Here is an 18,257-nt window from a genome sequence, read left to right on the forward strand (position 1 = left end):
TGCCGTGTCGTCGGCAGATGGGCTACCGCGAAAACCATCCAGCGAACGGCACGTACCGGACAAGCCCCCGCTTTCTTGGGAGCCCGTGCGGCCGAGGTGATACTACCGGTACTGCCCGTGCATGCTCCTGTCAAAGGCCGTAGTAGCGGCGAACGAGCCGTTCGTAGAACCGAGCGGGCGTGAATCGCCGGGTCCAGAACGAGAGCCGAACGTCGCTGCCGCACAGGTAGGTTTGGCGCGGTTCGGATGCTTCCAGGATTGTCCGCACCTTCCTGGCTACCATCTCCGCGGATTGTCCTTGCTCCAGATATCCGGTGACGCGCGACAGCACCGAAGTCCGATCCGGAGTGTATGCCTCGATCGGGTCGGCAACGCGCGCAGCCGAATCGATGATCGGGGTGACCGTCCACCCCGGCGCGAGGATCGAGACGTGGATGCCGAAGCCCGCGGTCTCCATCCGCATCGCCTCACCTAGACGTTCGATGGCCGCCTTGGTGGCCGAGTACCAGCCGCCGTAGGGTTCGGCGATCGCACCCGCACCGGAGCTCACCACGATCACCCGACCGTGGCCCTGCGCACGCATGATCGGCAGCACTTCGCGCAGCACGCGGTGAGTGCCGATCACATTGGTATCGATAAGTGCGGCGGCCTCGTCCGGATCGGTCTCCTCCACCGAACCGACAATGCCGTAGGCGGCGAAGGTGACCACCGCATCGATGCGGCCGTGCCGTGCGTGCACGGATTTCACCCAACTGCGCACCGCCTCGGTATCGCGGACATCGACCGCACGCACGCCATCCCGCGCGATCTTGTCGCCGCCCTCGACCGTATAGCCGAGGCGCGCAAGGTATTCGACGGTCGCCGCGCCCATACCGTTGGCGGCCCCGGTCACCAGGACAACGGTCACAGCGCACACACCTGCAATACGCGCGGCACCACCTCTAACCGGGCCGATTCCACAATCGTGATCTCGCCGTCCAATTCGAGCGGTGCGGGTGCGGCGGGCCGCAGTTCCACCGCGGTGTCGCGACGGCAGGTGGCCAGCGCCGAGCCCCTGAACTTGCCGCGGTAGAGACCTGCGATGAGGCCCAGAATCCGTGCCCGTCCGGCGGCTTCCCAGATATTCACATCGAACATGCCGTCCGCACGGGTGACCAGCGTGTCGTAGTACATGCCACCGGCGAAGTGCACGCTCTTGAGCACACCGACATTCGTGATCGGTGCGGTGTGCACCCAGTCGGATCCGCGCAGTTGGACGGCCAGTGGCTTGTGGGTGGCGATATTGCTCAGCGCGGTGGCGATAATGGCCGCCTCGACATTGCGGGATTTCAGCCAGCCGACCAGCCCGCGCGCGTTGTTGAACGAATGATTGCCTGCCGCAACGAGTCCCATGCTCGCATTGAGCAGGAAGTATCGGACTGTTCGGGTGCCGTCCGGAAGCAGCATGGTGGCCTTGCCGACGTCGACGAGCTCGGGTGTGCCGAGCCGTACCGGGATATCGGCGATACTCGTTCGCCCCGGTCGCCCCGGTTTGTGGAAGTCGTTGGAACTGCCGAGACCGATCGCGCCGAGTGCGACCGATTCCGCGCCTTGTCGCGGTCGGTCGGTCGCCGGGTCCATGATCGCATTGAGGACCAGGTTGACCATGCCGTCGCCGCCCGCCGCCACGATCACCTCGGGTGGATCCGACTCGAGGCTCGCCTGGACCAGTTTCATGGCTTGTTCTGCGTCACTGGGCATTTCGACGGTGAGATCGGTATTCCGTTCGCGTAGCACGTCTTCCACCGGATGCCACCGCTGCAGCGCGGTCCCGGCATTGGACTGTGGATTCAGGACGACGAGCATGATTTCTCCTCGATACCCAGCCACTCGCGCAGCCGAGGCCAATCCCCCGCACTTACAAGATCCGAATATTTCTGTGCAACAGCAGATTCCGGCGCGTTCACGAGGAATACGGGGATCCCGAGAAGTGCCGCCGGTGCGTCGTTGGTGGCGTCGTTGCCGATCATCACGCACTCCCCCGGTTCCGCGCCGAGCCGGTCGAGCAGTTCCCGGTAGAACTCGATGCGTGGTTTCGAGCGGCGCATGTTCTCGCCGCTGGTACGGAAGGTGAACGCGGACGGGTCGTAGCCGCCCCAGCCGAGCCGGGCGGTGACGGTGCTGTCGGGCCACAGCGGGTTGGTCGCAACGACCTGTACCGTGCCCGCTTCCTGGAGCCGGGTGACCGTATCCAGTGCCGACGGCTCCGGTGGAAAGCAACCGCGCAGACGCGGAAAACCCGTCTCCGCCAGGCTCTTCAGTTGACTCGCCACCGCATCAGGTGCGACCCGCAGCCGCTCGGACAGCAGTCGGACCATCAGGTCGGTGTTGGTGTGCTCGGTGTCGTTGGCCCGCACCTGCTTCAGCACGCCGGGCAGGACACGCAGAAAACGCTGCGGTGGGCTCAACTCGCGAAATGCCTGCGCGGCCGCCAGCGGCATCAGTGCCTTGAACCGGCGCCGATGCAACCGCACCAAGGTGCCGTCCAGGTCCCACAGCACTGTGCGGTTCATTCCTGGCTGTCCAGTACCGCTTGGAGATCGGCGCGGGTCAGGCCCAGCTGGGCCGCGTATTCGTCGATGCCGGGCCGTTCGGTCGCGGCGGTACCGATTCCGGCCCGGCTCGCCAGCTCCGAACCATACGCGGCGCCGAGATCGAAGACGGTCTTGGCCAGAGCCGCCGGAAACAGCCAGCGGCCCAGGTCGCGCTGGAAAACGCGAGTCAGCCGGTAGGGGGCCGAGATTCGGGCGCCGAGATCGGATAGCGGCGCTGGGTCGCGCAGCGAACTCATCTTGCGTGCTTCGGCGCCGGGCACCAGCAGCAGATCCGACCACAGGCGGCCGAAGCGGTCACGCTTTTCGCTCGCGACGGCGGTCATATTGAATTCGGTATAGGCCTTTTCGATGCGTGAGGTGTGGGTGGAGCGGCTGCGCAGCAGCGCATGGATATCGGCGGTTTTGCGCGCGGTGTCGTAGCGGGTGAAGCGATTGATCTTCGGTGCGATCCAGCTGATCAAGGCCGCGAGCTCCGGTTCGGGCACGAGCCGATCGGCCAGTGAGAGGGCGTGGTACATCAGGCTTTCGCTGCCCGCCTTGGCGATTTCACCGGCCAGCAGGTCGTAGTCGAGGTCATCGGCGTAGCGGGCCAGGTTCCAGATGTCGGCGAGTTCGCGTACACCGGTCTTGTAGTAGGGCAGGTGGATGCCGAGGTGGTGCAGGTTGTCCTCGTGCGACATGGCCCAGGCGGGCACACCGTAGAAGTCGATGCGCCGCACGCGCTTCCAGATCGCGGCGTAGTCGACGGTGTACGGAGCCAACGGAGTGATCAGGCCCCAGTGCGTGCCGACGACGAGGGATCCGTCACGGGAGACGAACGACGGCAGGTGGTGTGAGCGTTCGGCGCGGACCTTCGGTGCCTTGCCAAGCAGTTCGGAAGTGGCGAAAAGTCCCATCTCCCGGTAGATCTCGATGACGGTGTCCACCTGATCGAGTTCGACGAGGATGTCCAGGTCGTTCATGCGCTTGTAGCGCGGATCATGGTAGATCTCCGCCGAGAACAACATGCCCTTGAGCACCACGCAGCGCACGCCGCGTTCGTCGAAGCGGCGCAACAGTTCCCTGGCACCGGCCAGGCGCCGATCGTTCACGGCGGCAATGTGATCGGTCACGCCGGCGAAATGTGCGAGCACCAGCTCGGGCACGAGGTCGTAGAGCTCCTCGGACTCCAACCGACGCTGCACCAGCGGGACGGTCGCATTGAGCTTGGCGAGTTCGAAAACCTCGGCCCAGTCGGTGATCTCGTGGGCGAGTTTCGCCAATACGGCGCGTTCGTCCTGACTCGGGTCGGCAAGGGCCGCGTGCACGAGCAGGCGTTCGGAAGCCGTGCCGCCCGCGGCGATTTCGGTTCCGGTCATATCAGCGGATCCCTTCTTCGGTCGGACCGATTTGCTCGGGATGGAAGGCGAAGCGGCGGGCCACGGCCGAGATCTTCGCCAGTGCGAAATCCAGCTGGTCGCGACTGAGCGTGGCCATCATGCTGACCCGCAGTCGCTGCTGTTCGCGTGGGACGGCCGGGAATTCGACGCCGTTGACGAACACGCCCTCGGCGTGCAGCGCCGCGACGACCTCGGCGACGGCAAGGCGTTGCGGCACCAGGATCGGGATGATCGCGGTCTGCGGATCGACCGCGAAGCCCATTCGACGCAGTTCCCGCACGAAGTAGTCGACATTGTCGTGCAATTGGCGGATCCGCTCCGGATGCGCGTCGATGAAATCGATGGCGGCGAGTACCGAGGCGACGACCGCGGGTGCCAGCGAGGCCGAGAACATGTACGAGCGCGCGAAGAACCGCAGCGTGTCCACCAGATCCTTCGACCCGGCCACGAAACCGCCGGTAGTGGCGAACACCTTCGAGAAGGTGCCCATGTGCAGCTCGACCGATCCGGCCCCCATGCCGAAATGTTCGGCGGTGCCGTGGCCGTGCGCGCCGAGCACACCGGTGCCGTGCGCGTCATCGATGGCCAGCCAGGCACCGAACGAATCACACAGCGCCCGAATCTCCGGCAGCGGTGCGATATCGCCGTCCATCGAATACACGCCCTCGACGGCGACCACGATATTCGCGCCCGGATTGCGCCAGCGGATCTGCATGAGCCGGTGCCGCAGATGCCGAAGATCGTTGTGCTCGAATGCCATCGAGCGGACCCGTCCGAGTTGGATGCCGTCATAGAGGCTGGCATGGCTCTGCTCGTCGTAGAGCAGGATGTCGCCCTTGCGCAGCAGACCGGTCACCCAGCCCACATTGGCGGCGTAGCCGGAGGAGAACACCAGCGCGGATTCGCAGCCCTTGGTCTCGGCGAGGCGTTCCTCCAGCCGCCGGTGCACCGATGTGGTGCCGTTCAGCAGTGGCGGTCCACCGTGGCCGACACCGAATTCGCGCACGGCCCGGACGGCGGCCTCGACGATCTCCGGTTCGTTGCCGAGGCCGAGGTAGTTGTTCGACCCCAACATGATCAGGTCGCGGACCGCGTCGCCGTCGGGATCGCGAACCTGTACGACCGGACCCGCCGGCCCGGTGATCTCACGGAGAACGAATCCGGTGCCGCGCGCGTTCGCGACGTATGGCCGGAATTCCTCGAAGCGCTGCTCGAAGGTGTGCGCGGCGGGATCGAGGTAGTGCTCGAGGCTGAAGTTCTCGCCGTGCGCGGTCTCGTGCGGTGCGGCTGCGGTGGATGTCATGAGCTGTGTTCCTGAACGATGGTTGCGGTTCCGGCCTTGCCGTCGAGAATCAGCACATCCCCGCTGGCGACCAGCCGGGTGACGCCAGGCACGCCGACGACGGTGGGAATGCCGAGTTCACGGCCGATAATGGCGGTATGGGAAAGCGGGCTGCCCTTCTCGCTGACCAATCCCCCGGCAGCCACCATCAGGAAGACCCAACCGGGATCGGTACTGGCCGCGACGAGGATCTGGCCGTCGACGACCACATCCGGTTCCGGAGTGGTCAACACCAGTGCCGGAGCTTCGACTCGGCCCGGCGCGCAACCGATTCCGTGCAGCACACTGCCGGAATCGCCGACGGGAGCCGGATGGTCGAAGGCCGGATCGTTGATGCCGACGGCCGCGATTCCGGCGGTGACGATCCTCGACGGCAGTTGCTCGATGCGCCACCGCTCGTGATCGCTCTTGCGCGTGGCGACCGTGCGCGCCGCATCGGTATCGACAGCGGTCCCCCGGGTGAGGGCCGCGATCTCCTCGTAGGTGAGCCAGAAGATATCGCGCGGATCCTCGAGCAGTCCGGCAGCGTGCATCTGCCTGCCGTATTCCCGGAATACCCGTTTGACCAGGCCGAAGGAGCGGCTGCGACCCAGCCGCATATTCTCGCGCTGTTTCACATGTTCGCGTGCCCGGCCGAGTGCGAACCGGAATGCCAAGCGTCGCAGGAGCTTTCCATGGAACAGCCGCCCCGTGGTGCGCTCCGCGTCGCGGCGGATCTGCTTCTCGCGCGCCGCCATTTCATCGATGTTCTGACCGCCACGCAGGTAGTTGCGCAGCATCGGAACCAGTCGCTCCGGATGCTCGCCCAGCGGATCGGTTTCCAGCTTCAGCTCGTCGACGGTGCGGTCGCCGAACAGGGCGATATGCCGCAGGCATGCACCGCGGAAATCGGCGAATTCGCGCTGTGCCAGGGCTTTCCACACTTCGTGCGGTTCCAGCGGGCCCTCGAACAGCTCACGCAGCGCGGCACCCGCCCGGACCGTTGCGGTCAATGCGAGCGCCGAGCGGACCGGGTCGACACTGTCGACACCTTCTTCGCCGCAGAACAATTCATTGCGCAAAGTGCTGGCGGCTGTTTCGGTGAGGCCTTCGCGTTCCAGCAGCAGACCCACGACGTGGAACATCTGCTGGGCCAGAAAGTCATTGAAGATCTGCACCGCGTAGGCGGGGACGAGTTCGTGCAGGCAGCGTTCCATCCACTCCAGTAACGCTTCCGGATCCCGTTCCCGCTCCGGTGTTTCCGGGTCGAGCCGGTGGTCCAGATCGGCGGTGAAGGCCTGGAGTTCGGTGAAGAACGCGCGCAGCCGCCGCGGTAGCCGCAGCCAGCCAACGGTGATGATGGCGGCGATACGCAAGCGCAGCAGATACATCTTCGCCCGTGCCGGCCCGCGTTTCGGCGCGGCGGGCCGCTGGTAGCGGTTCTCGATATTGAGCGCCGCCTCCCAGCCTTCGATGGCGAACTCCATACCCGGGATCTGCAGGAACAGCCGGTACCAGTTGCTGATGTTGTAGTAGATGCGGCCGTGCGCGGTACCGACCAAATAGGGGTACAGGCTCGCGGCATTGCGGTCGACGATGGCGTCGGTTGCGCCGAAATCCTTGTGACAGGCCCGGAACACCTGCTCATAGGCATTCCGCAGGATCGAGAAGGTCAGCGGGCTGGAAAGACCGGGATAGGACTCGGCGACATTCACATTGTCGAAAATGGTTTCCCGGGCACCGGTCGCGGTGATCGGGCGGGCTTGAAGCAGGTACAGCACGCCGTGGGCGTCATAGGCCCATTCGACATCCTGTGGCGCGCCGAAAGCCTTGGCCAATCTTGTTGCGGTATCGACGAGTTCGACCACCTGCGTGTCGGTGAGTGCCTGATCGGTGACCGCGGCGATCTGCTCGATGACCGTGCCGGAACCATCGGCCGCCACCGCGACCCGACTCTGCTTCTCGGCCACCGAACGGGACACGATCGTGCGCGCGGCGGTGTCGACGAAGTAGGTATCGCACTCCACGGTTCCGGCGACTACACCTTCGCCCAGGCCGAGGGCCGCCGAGACGACGGCCTCGCCCAGGTCACCGGTCTGTGGGTTGCAGCTGAAGGCGACGCCGGAGACCGCGCTGTCGATCAGCACCTGAACCAGGACGGCGCAGTCGATCTCGGTGTTGTCCAGTCCACGATGCGCTCGGTAGAAAAGTGACCGCTCCGAGTAGGCCGAGGCGAGCACTTCCAGCACCGCCGCCGATACGTCCGCCGGGGCGACATTCAGCAGGGTATCGAGTTGGCCCGCGAAGGAGTCCGTCGCCGAATCCTCACCGCTCACCGAGGAACGCACAGCCAGGCGAGCACCGGATTGTGCTGTGCGCTTGACGATTTCGCGCACCTGCGCGCCCAGCTCGGTGTTGATATCCGCTGGGATCGGCTGAGCAAGGATGATCGTGCGGATCTCCTCCGACACCGCCCGCAACGACGCCGGATCGGTGTGTTCGAGCGAATCCAGCGCGTCGGCGATGGATCCACGGATCGGTTCGAGGATGCGCGCACACGCGGCGGCACTCAGCACCACGAACGGTGGCACCCGGTAGCCGGCCGCTACGAGCCTGCCGAGATTCGCGGCCTTGGCGCCCACTCGCGGCGCCATCGTCGCATCGGCGGCCAGTGCGGTATCGCTGACGGTGGTTCCGGTCATTGCGCGGCCTCCTGCATGGTCGTGGCCGACGGCACCGCGGACGCACGCCGGGTGAGCCGCACGAGTACCGGATCGGGGGTATTGGAGATCTCCGGGTTCTCCCGCACCCGCATCCCGTTGACGAGTTCGATGTCGTAGCGCGCCAACAGCATTGCGATGCCCACTCGCACCTCCATCAGCGCCATATGCTGGCCGACGCACAGATGTGCGCCCCAGCCGAACGGGAAGTAGCGGTACGGCGGGCGGGCCTTGGTCTGTTCCTTGGTGAACCGGTCCGGATCGAAGGTCAGTGGTGAATCCCAGAATTCGGGGAAGCGGTGGTTCACGAACGGGCTGATCACCACGATCGCGCCCGGTTGCAGATCGAAGCGGTCGAAGCTGTCCGGTTCCACGGCGGTGCGGCTGAATGCCCACGCCGGTGGGTGCAGACGCATGGCCTCGTCGATCGCGCGCCCGGTCAGCTCCAGTGCGGGCAGGGCCCGGTCGACACCGTCGGTCAGCGCGAGTGCGATATCGATCTCGTCGCGTACCCGCGCGAGCGCCGCCGGGTTGTGGGCCAGTTCGTAGATGGTCCACGCCATCGCGCCGCCGGTGGTCTCGTGTCCGGCGAGCAGGAAGGTGAGTACCTCGTGACGCAGTTGCGCGTCATCCATGGCGTGCCCGGCATCATCGCGGGCCGCGAGCAATCGGGCCAGCAGGGACGTCGCTTCGGCATCGGCTTCTCGATGACGCTGGATGACGCTGTCCACCACGCGATGTAGTCGTTCGCGAACCCCCTGAAAGCGGCGATTGGCCGGGGTCGGCACATTCGGCGGGACTTGGATGGGTGCGGCCATATGCCGCATCACCCACGAAACACCTTCGCGCACATCGTCTTCGATCTGGGGCAGGACACCGTCGATATCGGAGCCCATGACCGCGCGGCACACCACATCGGCCGCGAAACCCATCACCTCAGGGACCAGGTCGAAGGCCGTGCCTGTCGCGGCGTAGGCATCGAGACGATCGAGCATCCGCTGTCCGCACTCGACCATGAGCGGAATCTCGGTGTCGACGTGACGGCGGGAGAATGCGGGTTTGATCAAGGCGCGCTGACGTTTCCAGAGTTCGCCGCCGCTGGTCAGGAGTCCGGGGCCGAGCAAGTAGTTCAGGCTCTGATAGCTGATCCCCTTCTCGTACTTGGCCGCATTGGTGACCAGCACCTGATTGATGTGCTCCGGCTCGACCAGCATATGGATCTGCTGATGCACCAGTCGCAGCCGGACGCTGCCGCCGTGCGCGACGGCCTGCTCGTAGAACAGTGCGAGCGGGTCGGCGCGGTAATCCGGATACGCACCCAGTGGATGTCGCAGCGCCGGACCGCCGAGCCTGCGGCCGCGGAACTTCGGCTGCACACTCATGCCGGGCCTCCGGCACCGACCAGATCGTCCTCGGCCAGGAAAAGCCGCCTGGCCTCGGCGCGCTGCACCTTGCCGCTCGTGGTCTTCGGAATGCTGCGCGGCGGCACCACCCGGACCCCGGCGGGCAGCACGCCGGTGCGCTTGCTCACCGCGACCCGCACCGCTCGGCGCAACGCATCGTGTTCGGTCGCCTCCGCACCGGATTCGACAATGAGATGCAACTCCTCCGACAGCCCTCGGGTATCGGCATGTCCGACGGCCGCGACACCACCGAGGCGCACACCCGCGACTTCCTGTGCGGCGAGCTCGAAATCAGTGGGCAGGTAGTTCGCGCCGCGGATGATGATCAGGTCCTTATGCCTGCCGGTGATGCGCAGCCTGCCCTCGCGCAGGTAGCCGATATCGCCGGTGTCCCACCAGCCGTCCCGAGTGGCGGCCGCGGTCTCTTCGGGCAGCCGGAAGTAACCGATGGTCATCGATGGGCCGCGGAATTGGATGCGGCCGACCACGTCCGAACCGCACACCGCGCCGTCCTCGTCGACGATGCGTACCTCGGTACCGGGCAGCGGTGCGCCGCAGTCGACGATATGCATCACATCGAGGTCGTCTTCCGGAATGTCCAGGGCCACACCGTTTCCGGTGAGCGCCCGGCGCGACACCGAGTCGTAGGCGACCGGCGCGTGCGGGCGATTCACGGTGACCGCGAGGGATGCCTCTGCCATGCCGTAGCAGGGCACCAACGCATCCTTCGGCAGTCCCCAGGCCGCGAACCGGTCGACGAAACTCTGCACGGTCGGCGGATGGATCGGCTCCGCGCCGCAGAACAGGAACCGCCAGCTCGACAGATCTATGCCGTCGAGTTCGGCGTCGGTAACCCGGGCGGCCGCATATCCGTATGCGAAATTCGGTGCCGCCGTGAATGTTCCGCGATACCGGGTGACCGCACGCAGCCAATCCCCCGGACTGCGCAGGAATCGGCTCGGCGGCATGAGCACCGCGTCGATGCCACGGAAGACCGGCGTCAGGAATCCGCCGATCAGCCCCATATCGTGGTGCAGCGGCAGCCAGCCGACCCAGGTGTCGCCAGCGCCCATCGCGGCGGCCTGTGCGATCTGTTCGCAGTTGGCGGCCAGATTCGCGTGGGTGATCTGCACACCTTTCGGTGTTCCCGTCGAACCGGAGGTCGCCTGGATGAACGCCAGATCTCCCGGTTCGGGAAGTCTGGGCGCCAACGTCGGCGCGTTCGGCGAACAAGCCCGGGTGTGCAGCACATCGCCATCGATGGCGGCCACGGTGTCCGGCAGTGCTCCCCCTGCGAGCACCGACCGCGTCGCGACCACCGCCGCGGGTTCCAGATAGCCGAGCAGCCGAGTGAACTTGTCGCGGAAGATATCCGCCGAACCGAACCCGCCCGGCGTCGCCACCGCGGTCGGCACCGCGCCGAGCATCAGCGCACCGAAGAACGCCGTGACGAACTCCGGGGAGGTGGGCAGACACAGCATCACCCGATCTCCCGGCTCGACCCCCTCGGCGGCCAGAGCGGCCGCGGTGCGTCCCGCAGCGGCCGCGAGATCGTCGTGCCGCCAGGCGATTTCACCGTCGGCATCGCCGCGCTCCGGAACGAAAATCGTGGACGGTGCCGATGCGCCACGCTCGGCGTTGGCCAGTAGCGCATGCACGATCGTCGGATGTTGGGGAACCAATTCCGTCACTGCTCACCCCGCACGTATCGCACGATCTCGCCGACCGTATTCAGCTGTGCCGCAGCGTCTTCCGGTATGACGATGCCGAAGGCCTGCTCCAGCTGAATGGTCAGCTCGATAGCGGTCGGCGAATCCAGTCCGTAGTCGATCAATTGCGCGGACGCGTCGATCTCGTCCGCCGAAACCCACAGCACCTCACCGACAATGGCGCGGACCCGCGCCTCGATCTCGGTGGCCGGGGTACCTGCCTGAGTACTCACCCGAGTAACTTCCCTTCCGTCACGCAGGCACGGACCGACTCCTCGAGATCGACGCCGTCGCCGGTGTCGATGCGGTGGAATCCCACTTCGGGGAAGGCCGCCGCGAGGGTGTCGCGTACCCGTAGGTATCCGTCACGCAGGGCTCCGAGCCGCTCTGCTGTTTCATGGGCCTCCTTCGGCCCGTTCCCCGAACGTTCCGCACACCGCGCAGCGGCCTGTTCCGGCGGCGCATCGAGCCAGAGCACCGCGTCGGGCAGTGTCGTGCGAAAGCGGTCGGCGAAGCCGGGGACGGCTTCGGTCACATCCCGGCGCACCAGATCCGCGATCTCCGACAGCAGCTCCCAGATATCCGGGGAAGTGCCCAGACGCGTGGATTCCGACCGCTGCCAGGCGAGGATGTCGTCGAAGGTGCCCGGCCGGTGGCGCTCCAGCACGGCCGCGATCTCGTCGGCGCGATCGTGACCGTTCCATTCCGGGCGGGCCAGCGCGACATACAGCGGCCCGTAGACCAGCAATTCGATCAGCGGATGCCGTTCGAATACCAGCACATCCGGTGACCAGGTGCTCAAGAAGTGCCGCTCCACCGGACCGAACAGCGTCATCTGCAGATACATCGCGGTGGCCTTCATTTCCAGGCTGCCGATTTCATCGCATCCGACGCTGAATGCCTTGAGCTGCTCGGAGAGGTCCGTCAGCGGCACATTGCGGGTGTTGTGGAAGTCCGGGCAGGTCATCGAGGCGAAAGAACCTGTGCCCGGCGCCAATTCGCGCAGCCGTGCCATGACCGAGGACTTGCCTGCACCGTCGATACCGACAATCGCGACGCGACGGGTCACCGGTCGTCCTCCCGCAGTTGGGCGAGCACAGCCTTCGTGATGTCGGCGGGTGTGTCGGTGCCGTCCAGGCGGATCCAGCCGAACTCCTCCGACAGAGCCTCCAGCACATCGTGACTGCGCCGCTGGAAGGCCAGGAAGGTCTCCTCGTCGCCGTAGCCGCTCTCGTAGTCGCTGCGCAACTGCTTGCGCCCCAACGCATCCTGCGGACTGACGGCGAGGTAGAAGGTGCGATCGGGTTCCGGGAAACCCGACGCCAGCTTGCGCAGCACCGCCGGATCGCCGCCGTGTGCGACCTCGGTGGCGAAGTACTTGTACCAGTAGGCATTTGCCAGCAGGATGTCCGGGCCGCGTTCGGCAGCGAGGTCGAAGGACAACTGCATGGCGTGGAACAGGAAGTGCGCGCGACTCAGCGGGGACAGCAGTTTCAGGTAGCCGTAGATCTCGGACGGACTGCGCCACGGCAGCTTCGAGGAGACCTTCGGATCCAGGAACGCGTCCCAAATGGTCACGGCGGCAACGCTTTGGCCCTGCGCCTCGAATTCCGCGGCGATGCGGGCCACCTGGGTGGTCTTACCCGATCCGTCGGCACCGGCGATGCAGATCAGGCGTTTGCGTGCGGTCAGTGGTTCATCCGTTCTGGGGGCCGCCGGGCGTGGGCGCTCCGGGGGCGGTTGCTTGGGTTCGGCGGGGCGCAATGGCACTGCAGGTTTCGGCGGGGTGGGCTCATTCGGCTCGCTGATCGGCAGCTCGTCGGGGACCTGCCGCTTGTCGGGGGCTGGGCGCTTGTCGGGGACCTGCCGCTCGTCGGGGACCTGCCGCTCGTCAAGGACCGGGCGCAGACGTTCCCGCGACCGCTCGGGATCTGCGATGGCATCGAGTCCCTGCCCGTTGCCCGAACCGAACGGCGGCGCAACCGGCTCGGACGAGACCGCGGTCTCCAGCACGCTGATGACCCCCGCACCGCCATCGACCCGGATCCGCTGACCCGAGCGGACCGCGGTCGTCGCACCCGCGACATTCAGCACCGCCGGTATTCCGTACTCGCGCCCGATGACCGCCGCATGCGAGAGCATCCCGCCAACCTCGGTCACCACCGCTGCTACCAGCCCGAGGGCAGGCGTCCACCCCGGATCGGTGAACCGGGTGACGAGGATGTCGCCCTCGCGCAGCTGGTCGATATCGGCCAGCGAAGTGATCACCCGAGCGGCGCCCTCCGCAATACCTGGACTGCAACCCAGTCCGGTCAGATCGCCGTCGCCGATCTCGCGGACCGCGCCCACGGTGACACCACCACCCAGCTCATGCGGTGGCACCAGATCCCGATAACCCGCGTAAACCGCACGCCGATAAGCGATCTGCGGTGCGAGCGTCGAGATATCCACCCGCCCGGCCGCGAGATCACACAGCTCGTGGATCGACAGCTGGAACACGTCATCGGCCTGCTCGAGCGTGCCCGCGGCAGCCAGGCGCACCCCGGCCTCCACGACGTACGCGCGCACAATGGCATAGCACTGCGAGGAGAACTCCCGCATGCGTTCGCGCGCAACGAGATACCGGCGCATCCGCTCGATCTGCTTATCCAATGCCTTGGCGTGTTTCACCCGCGCCAGCGGCTTGGCTCGCACCCGGGCGCGCACCGCGGCGAGTTCGTTTTCGTAGCGTTTGCGCTGATCCACCAGCGTCACATCGGGATCGGCGGGCGCGGTGCCGTGTTCGAGCATGACCGCGATCATCGAACGCACCCGCTCGGGCGCCTCCGACCAGCGCGGGCTGGTGAGATCCAGTTCCGCGTCGGCGTGGAAGCCCTGCTCTTCGAGGAAGGCATCGACCGCCTTGGTCCATTCGGGACTGTCCAGGCCGTGATCGCCTGCCACCCGGTGCAATTCGACGATGCCGCGCTGCAGCTGCATATGGCTGATATCGGCGAGCCCGCCCATCAAGTCGATGGCCGAGGTGGTCCCATCGGTCGCGGCATCCACCTTGTCGAGCAGTTGCTTGAAGTCGGTCTGGACGCTGGAGTTGTTGTAGATGGTGGTGAAGTAGGTGCGCTCGGTGGCGGCGTGGAAGGTGAGCAGGCAGTCCGCCAGATCCGCGACGAAGGTGGCCTCATCGGTGTGCGGCAGTTCGCGTACACGCTCGCGCCACACCGCGTATTTCGCGGGCCACTGCGCCGCGAACGCATCGACCGCCGCGAGTTGATCCTGGTAGCTCTTCTGCACGGCCAGCGCCGCGGGCAGCGCCCTGGCAATGGTCTTCGCATTCGTCGGGGTGCGGTGCGGACCGTCGGGTCCGTAGTCGTTGAGCACACCGAGGTCGTCGTCGAAATGCTGCTCGTCGAAGCCGGGGATGCGGAAGAAGCACTTCTTCACCGCGCTGACATTCCAGTAGGCGCGGCCGTAGTACATGGCCATCCAGTCCGGTTCCGCGCCCGGTTCGATGAGCTTCAACCGTTCGAAGAACTGCTGCATCGAGTACTGGAAGGCGTTGTCGTACAACGAGAACATCATCGGTGTGCAGACCCGCGCCGAGACGCCGCCGTCGCGCAGATCCGCGTCGGAGAACTGGTCGATATCGGTGCGCCAGCTGATCGCGGTAATGGCCCGCGCCTGTAGCAGCCACAGTTTCCCGTCGCCGTCGATGGCCCATTCGATGTCCTGCGGGCGATGCCGGTGCGCCTGCACCGCGAGCATGAGGGCGGCGAGTTCGGCTGTGGCGGTGGCATTCAGCTCGACATCCTCATCGCCCGCATCCCGCTCGACCACGGTGCCGTCGAACAGTCGCAGCGTGTACCTGGTCGGTGTGACATGTCCGGAGACGAGTCGTTCGCCGAGTCCCCGGCAAGCTTCGACGACCCCGTGGTCCTCGATGCCGGTGAGCGCATCGAGGCTGAAACCGACACCGGCACAACGCGCATCGACCATGCGCTGCACCAGAACGGCGACCGATGCACCGGCCTCGCGATAGCCGCGCCGGGCCAGGTAGGTGCGAACTCGCTCGTTGTGCACCGATTCCCGGCACTGCTCGATATGTTCGCGCAGGGCCGTGACATCGGTGATATCGAGGTACGACTCGTACTGACCGGCAAAACTCGCGTCGTCGAGGTCTTCGAGCACACCACTCGAACGCGCGGCGACCGGGAAGCCGCCCAGCGCCCGTACCCAGCCGGTCAGATCAGCATCGGATACCTCGGCCAGGTCTAGATCGGCCGTGACGACGAATCCGGGCGGCACCTCGAAGCCGGCCACGGTCAATTCGTGCAGGGTGCCCGCCTTGCCGCCGGCGCGGTCCGCGGCGAAATCGGCCGCGCCGAGGAACATCGGGGCAGGGGTGGCTGCGGTGGGAGTTTCGGACACGGTGGGAGCTCCTGTCGGAAGCAGAACCGGGCGCACATCGTGACGAGCGGCAAGGTCGCGGGCGGCGCGCACGCCTGCCGCGGTCAGGCCGCCGTAGGACGGACTCGCCGTGCGCGGTTCGAAACCGAGCAGAACGGTTTCGGCCATACACGCATAGACGACTCCCGCGGGCAGTCCGGTTTCGGGAAACGGGGGTGTCTGGCCGAGCGGCAGTGCCATGCGCCCGCCGGAGACCAGAGTGATATTCGGTTGCCGGGACACCGCAGGATCCACATCGCCGGGGACCGCGAGATCGACCAGGAGCACCGGATGGTCGTCGGCCAGTACATCGGCGGTGACCACCGGCACGGCCGAATTCGTGGCGGTGAGGACGATGCGACAGGTACGCAGGGCGGTCAAGTCCTCACTGACCGTCACCGCGCCGGGCAGGCCTGCGGCCACCCGCTCGAGCCGGGACGCCGATCCGGCGCGCCCGACCAGGGTCACCGAATCCGCGAGCGGCGCAAGCAGTTCCGCCATCACCGCACCGATATTGCCGAGCGCCCCCAGGATGCCGATCCGGCGATGGCCCGGTTCGAGGCCAGCGAGTTCGGTACGAACCACCTCGTAGGCGCAGGCCGCGGTGAGCGAATTGCCGGAGGTCACCTTGACCGTGTCCTCCACGACGTCGCGCGAGGCATCGGTGACGATGGACGTGTACCCGCCGAGCCCGATTACGCTGGCGCCCAGAGCGATTGCCTGCTCCACCGCCTCCAGCACCAGATCGCGCAGCCAGGCGCGATGTCCGGCGCGCTGGCATTCGATGATCTGCTCGGCCGAAATCGGCACCGCGATCAGGCATACCTCGACCGTGGCGCCGGTCGGCGACGTGACGAGCTGTCTGGTCAGTTCGAAGGGTTCGGCTACCCCGCGCAGCCGTTCGAACAGCGCGGCGAACTGGCCGTCGGACCATTCGGCCAGCTCCGGTGCGAATCTGCGCAGATCCGCGGCATCGGGCAGATTGGCCAGGAATACCACCCTGGTCGGGGCATTCCAATCGCGGGCGACCTTATGGGTGCGCCGCCGCGATGGTGATCGGCGTTCCGGCACCGGCCAATTCGTGGTGACCGGTGCGGCCAGGTGTGCGAGCAGCCGGACGTAGTCGCCGCGGTGCAGCAGTGCGGCGAGCTCGTCGAGCGCTGCGGTAAGCCGGTCCAGTTCCGCCTCGGCGAGGAAGGCCGAGGGCTGGATGCGCAGTGTGGTCGGCGCGGAGAGCGTCGGCAGCATCCGGATCCGGTGGACGTGCAGCAGATACCCCGCCACCACGTATCCGAACAGCTCCGGATCGCATATTTCGCGCAGCAGCGCCGATGTCGGTTCCGGTGGCGACAGTTCGATGCCCTGCAGCAGCCCGCGCCCCCGCACGGCGAGGATCTCCTTGGGCCACCGCCGTGCCACCGCGTCGAGCCGGGAGCGCAGCCGGGCACCGGTATCGCAGATGCGGATCTGGTTGTCCCGCAGCAGGTCCAGTGCGGCGTCGGCGACCGCGCAAGACAGATCGTCATCGGCGAAGGTCGAGGTATGGTATCGGCCGAAGTCGGCGATCGAGCATTGCCGGTCGACCAGCAGGGCCGAGATCTTCACCAGCCCGCCGCCCAGCGATTTCGAGAGCAGGTAGTAGTCCGCGCTCACCTGCGACGGCGATGAGGCGAGGAAGGTTCCGGTGCGCCCCATGCCCGACTGGATCTCGTCGAATACCAGGGCCGCCGTGTGCCGATCGGCCAACTTCCGCAATGCCCGCAGGGTCGCGGCCGGAACCTCGCGGACCCCGCCCTCACCCTGGATCGGCTCGGCGAATACCGCGGCGATCGGCGAAATCGTGGTCCGCGACAGCACCGGCCGACCCGTGCCATCGAAGGTGATCCGGCATACCGGACGCAGTTCATCGGCGAACGCATTCGTCACCGCGTCCGGCTCCCAGGTGTCGAGCCTGCGCCGCTCCGGACCCGGCACCACCAGGTCCGCGGGCGTATCGGCGTGCTCGGTCAGGGCGAACGCGCCGGCGGTCTTGCCGTGGAAGGCGCCGGTCAGCGAGACGAAAACCGGTCCGCGCCGCCGCAATTCGTCGATCTCGCGCAGCGATTCGGTGAGCATCTGCGCGACCGCGTCGTCGTCGGAGCCGTTGTCGCCCATGGCAATCGGGCGAACATCGTGCAGGCCGTCGCGTCTAACCCGGCGCAGGGTGCGCCGCAGTTCGGTCTCGAGATCGGCGAGGACACGGGCGTGCGCCACCGCCGCATGCCGGATCGCCGCCTCCACCGCGTCGGCGCCGGTGGACCCGAACGTCACCACGTACTCGCGACCGCTCTCGGTGGCCACCGCTTCGGAAAGCCTTCGGGCTAGTCGCGCGGCCCCGGGCCGGACACTGCCCTGGGAGACGAACGGGGTCTGCTGATTCAGCCGGGCCGTCGCCACCCGCACCAGCGCCGGATGGTTGTGCCCGAACAGCGCCGCACCGAAACCGCCGACAAGATCCAATACCCGGGTCCCGTCCGACCGGATCAGATAGTCACTTTCGGCACCCGCATACACGACATCCAGGTGGCACGCACGTAGCAGCCGGGCCAGTCCGGGACGGTTGTGCCGGGCGAAATCATCGAATAATTCGTCTTCGGAAACAATGGCGGGGGAATTTATTTGTTCCGAAAACAGAACACCTGCCGACATGAT

At 66.4% G+C, this 18,257-nt stretch carries 11 protein-coding genes; all 11 read right to left on the reverse strand.

Annotated features, from left to right (window positions below; translation table 11 throughout):
* Positions 1-130 precede the first annotated feature (130 nt).
* Genes ACFYOW_RS03590 through ACFYOW_RS03640 form a run of 11 tightly spaced genes read right to left on the reverse strand, consistent with a single transcriptional unit; the run spans position 131 to position 18,254 of the window.
* Positions 131-907: an SDR family NAD(P)-dependent oxidoreductase gene (locus tag ACFYOW_RS03590; RefSeq protein WP_387284150.1), complete on the reverse strand. Its 777-nt coding sequence runs from the start codon at positions 905-907 to the stop codon at positions 131-133.
* A complete protein-coding gene (locus ACFYOW_RS03595; RefSeq protein WP_387284152.1) occupies positions 904-1,845 on the reverse strand; it encodes a diacylglycerol/lipid kinase family protein in 942 nt (313 codons plus the stop codon). Before ACFYOW_RS03595 ends, ACFYOW_RS03590 begins: the two co-directional genes overlap by 4 nt.
* On the reverse strand, positions 1,830-2,552 hold the full coding sequence (locus ACFYOW_RS03600) for an HAD family hydrolase (RefSeq protein ID WP_387284154.1): 723 nt from the start codon (positions 2,550-2,552) through the stop codon (positions 1,830-1,832). Before ACFYOW_RS03600 ends, ACFYOW_RS03595 begins: the two co-directional genes overlap by 16 nt.
* Positions 2,549-3,952 (reverse strand): nucleotidyltransferase family protein, encoded by a 1,404-nt coding sequence (locus tag ACFYOW_RS03605; RefSeq protein ID WP_387284155.1) that lies wholly within the window; start codon positions 3,950-3,952, stop codon positions 2,549-2,551. The genes ACFYOW_RS03600 and ACFYOW_RS03605 overlap by 4 nt, the downstream gene beginning before the upstream one ends.
* A 1-nt stretch (position 3,953) precedes the next feature.
* On the reverse strand, positions 3,954-5,276 hold the full coding sequence (locus ACFYOW_RS03610; RefSeq protein ID WP_387284157.1) for an aminotransferase class I/II-fold pyridoxal phosphate-dependent enzyme: 1,323 nt from the start codon (positions 5,274-5,276) through the stop codon (positions 3,954-3,956).
* Positions 5,273-7,996 carry a PEP/pyruvate-binding domain-containing protein gene (locus ACFYOW_RS03615; protein WP_387284159.1) on the reverse strand — a complete coding sequence of 908 codons (2,724 nt, stop codon included), beginning with the start codon at positions 7,994-7,996 and terminating at the stop codon, positions 5,273-5,275. Before ACFYOW_RS03615 ends, ACFYOW_RS03610 begins: the two co-directional genes overlap by 4 nt.
* Entirely contained in the window at positions 7,993-9,396 is a 1,404-nt protein-coding gene (locus ACFYOW_RS03620) for a cytochrome P450 (protein ID WP_387284161.1), read from the reverse strand. The genes ACFYOW_RS03615 and ACFYOW_RS03620 overlap by 4 nt, the downstream gene beginning before the upstream one ends.
* Positions 9,393-11,108, reverse strand: a complete 1,716-nt coding sequence (locus tag ACFYOW_RS03625) for a fatty acyl-AMP ligase (protein WP_387284163.1) — start codon at positions 11,106-11,108, stop codon at positions 9,393-9,395. The genes ACFYOW_RS03620 and ACFYOW_RS03625 overlap by 4 nt, the downstream gene beginning before the upstream one ends.
* On the reverse strand, positions 11,105-11,359 hold the full coding sequence (locus tag ACFYOW_RS03630) for an acyl carrier protein (protein ID WP_357479644.1): 255 nt from the start codon (positions 11,357-11,359) through the stop codon (positions 11,105-11,107). The genes ACFYOW_RS03625 and ACFYOW_RS03630 overlap by 4 nt, the downstream gene beginning before the upstream one ends.
* The gene (locus tag ACFYOW_RS03635; protein WP_387284166.1) at positions 11,356-12,195 is read right to left on the reverse strand and encodes a hypothetical protein; all 840 of its coding nucleotides are present in this window, start codon (positions 12,193-12,195) and stop codon (positions 11,356-11,358) included. Before ACFYOW_RS03635 ends, ACFYOW_RS03630 begins: the two co-directional genes overlap by 4 nt.
* Positions 12,192-18,254 (reverse strand): aminotransferase class III-fold pyridoxal phosphate-dependent enzyme, encoded by a 6,063-nt coding sequence (locus ACFYOW_RS03640; RefSeq protein WP_387284168.1) that lies wholly within the window; start codon positions 18,252-18,254, stop codon positions 12,192-12,194. Before ACFYOW_RS03640 ends, ACFYOW_RS03635 begins: the two co-directional genes overlap by 4 nt.
* Positions 18,255-18,257: the final 3 nt, after the last annotated feature.

Origin of the sequence: Nocardia sp. NPDC006982 (assembly GCF_042869435.1) — a bacterium.
Taxonomy (GTDB): domain Bacteria; phylum Actinomycetota; class Actinomycetes; order Mycobacteriales; family Mycobacteriaceae; genus Nocardia.

Bases quoted from the DNA above. Each gene is read 5' to 3' on its own strand.
- ACFYOW_RS03595 (WP_387284152.1), bottom strand. From the start codon at position 1,845: ATGCTCGTCGTCCTGAATCCACAGTCCAATGCCGGGACCGCGCTGCAG.
- ACFYOW_RS03600 (WP_387284154.1), bottom strand. From the start codon at position 2,552: ATGAACCGCACAGTGCTGTGGGACCTGGACGGCACCTTGGTGCGGTTG.
- ACFYOW_RS03605 (WP_387284155.1), bottom strand. From the start codon at position 3,952: ATGACCGGAACCGAAATCGCCGCGGGCGGCACGGCTTCCGAACGCCTG.
- ACFYOW_RS03610 (WP_387284157.1), bottom strand. From the start codon at position 5,276: ATGACATCCACCGCAGCCGCACCGCACGAGACCGCGCACGGCGAGAAC.
- ACFYOW_RS03615 (WP_387284159.1), bottom strand. From the start codon at position 7,996: ATGACCGGAACCACCGTCAGCGATACCGCACTGGCCGCCGATGCGACG.
- ACFYOW_RS03620 (WP_387284161.1), bottom strand. From the start codon at position 9,396: ATGAGTGTGCAGCCGAAGTTCCGCGGCCGCAGGCTCGGCGGTCCGGCG.
- ACFYOW_RS03640 (WP_387284168.1), bottom strand. From the start codon at position 18,254: ATGTCGGCAGGTGTTCTGTTTTCGGAACAAATAAATTCCCCCGCCATT.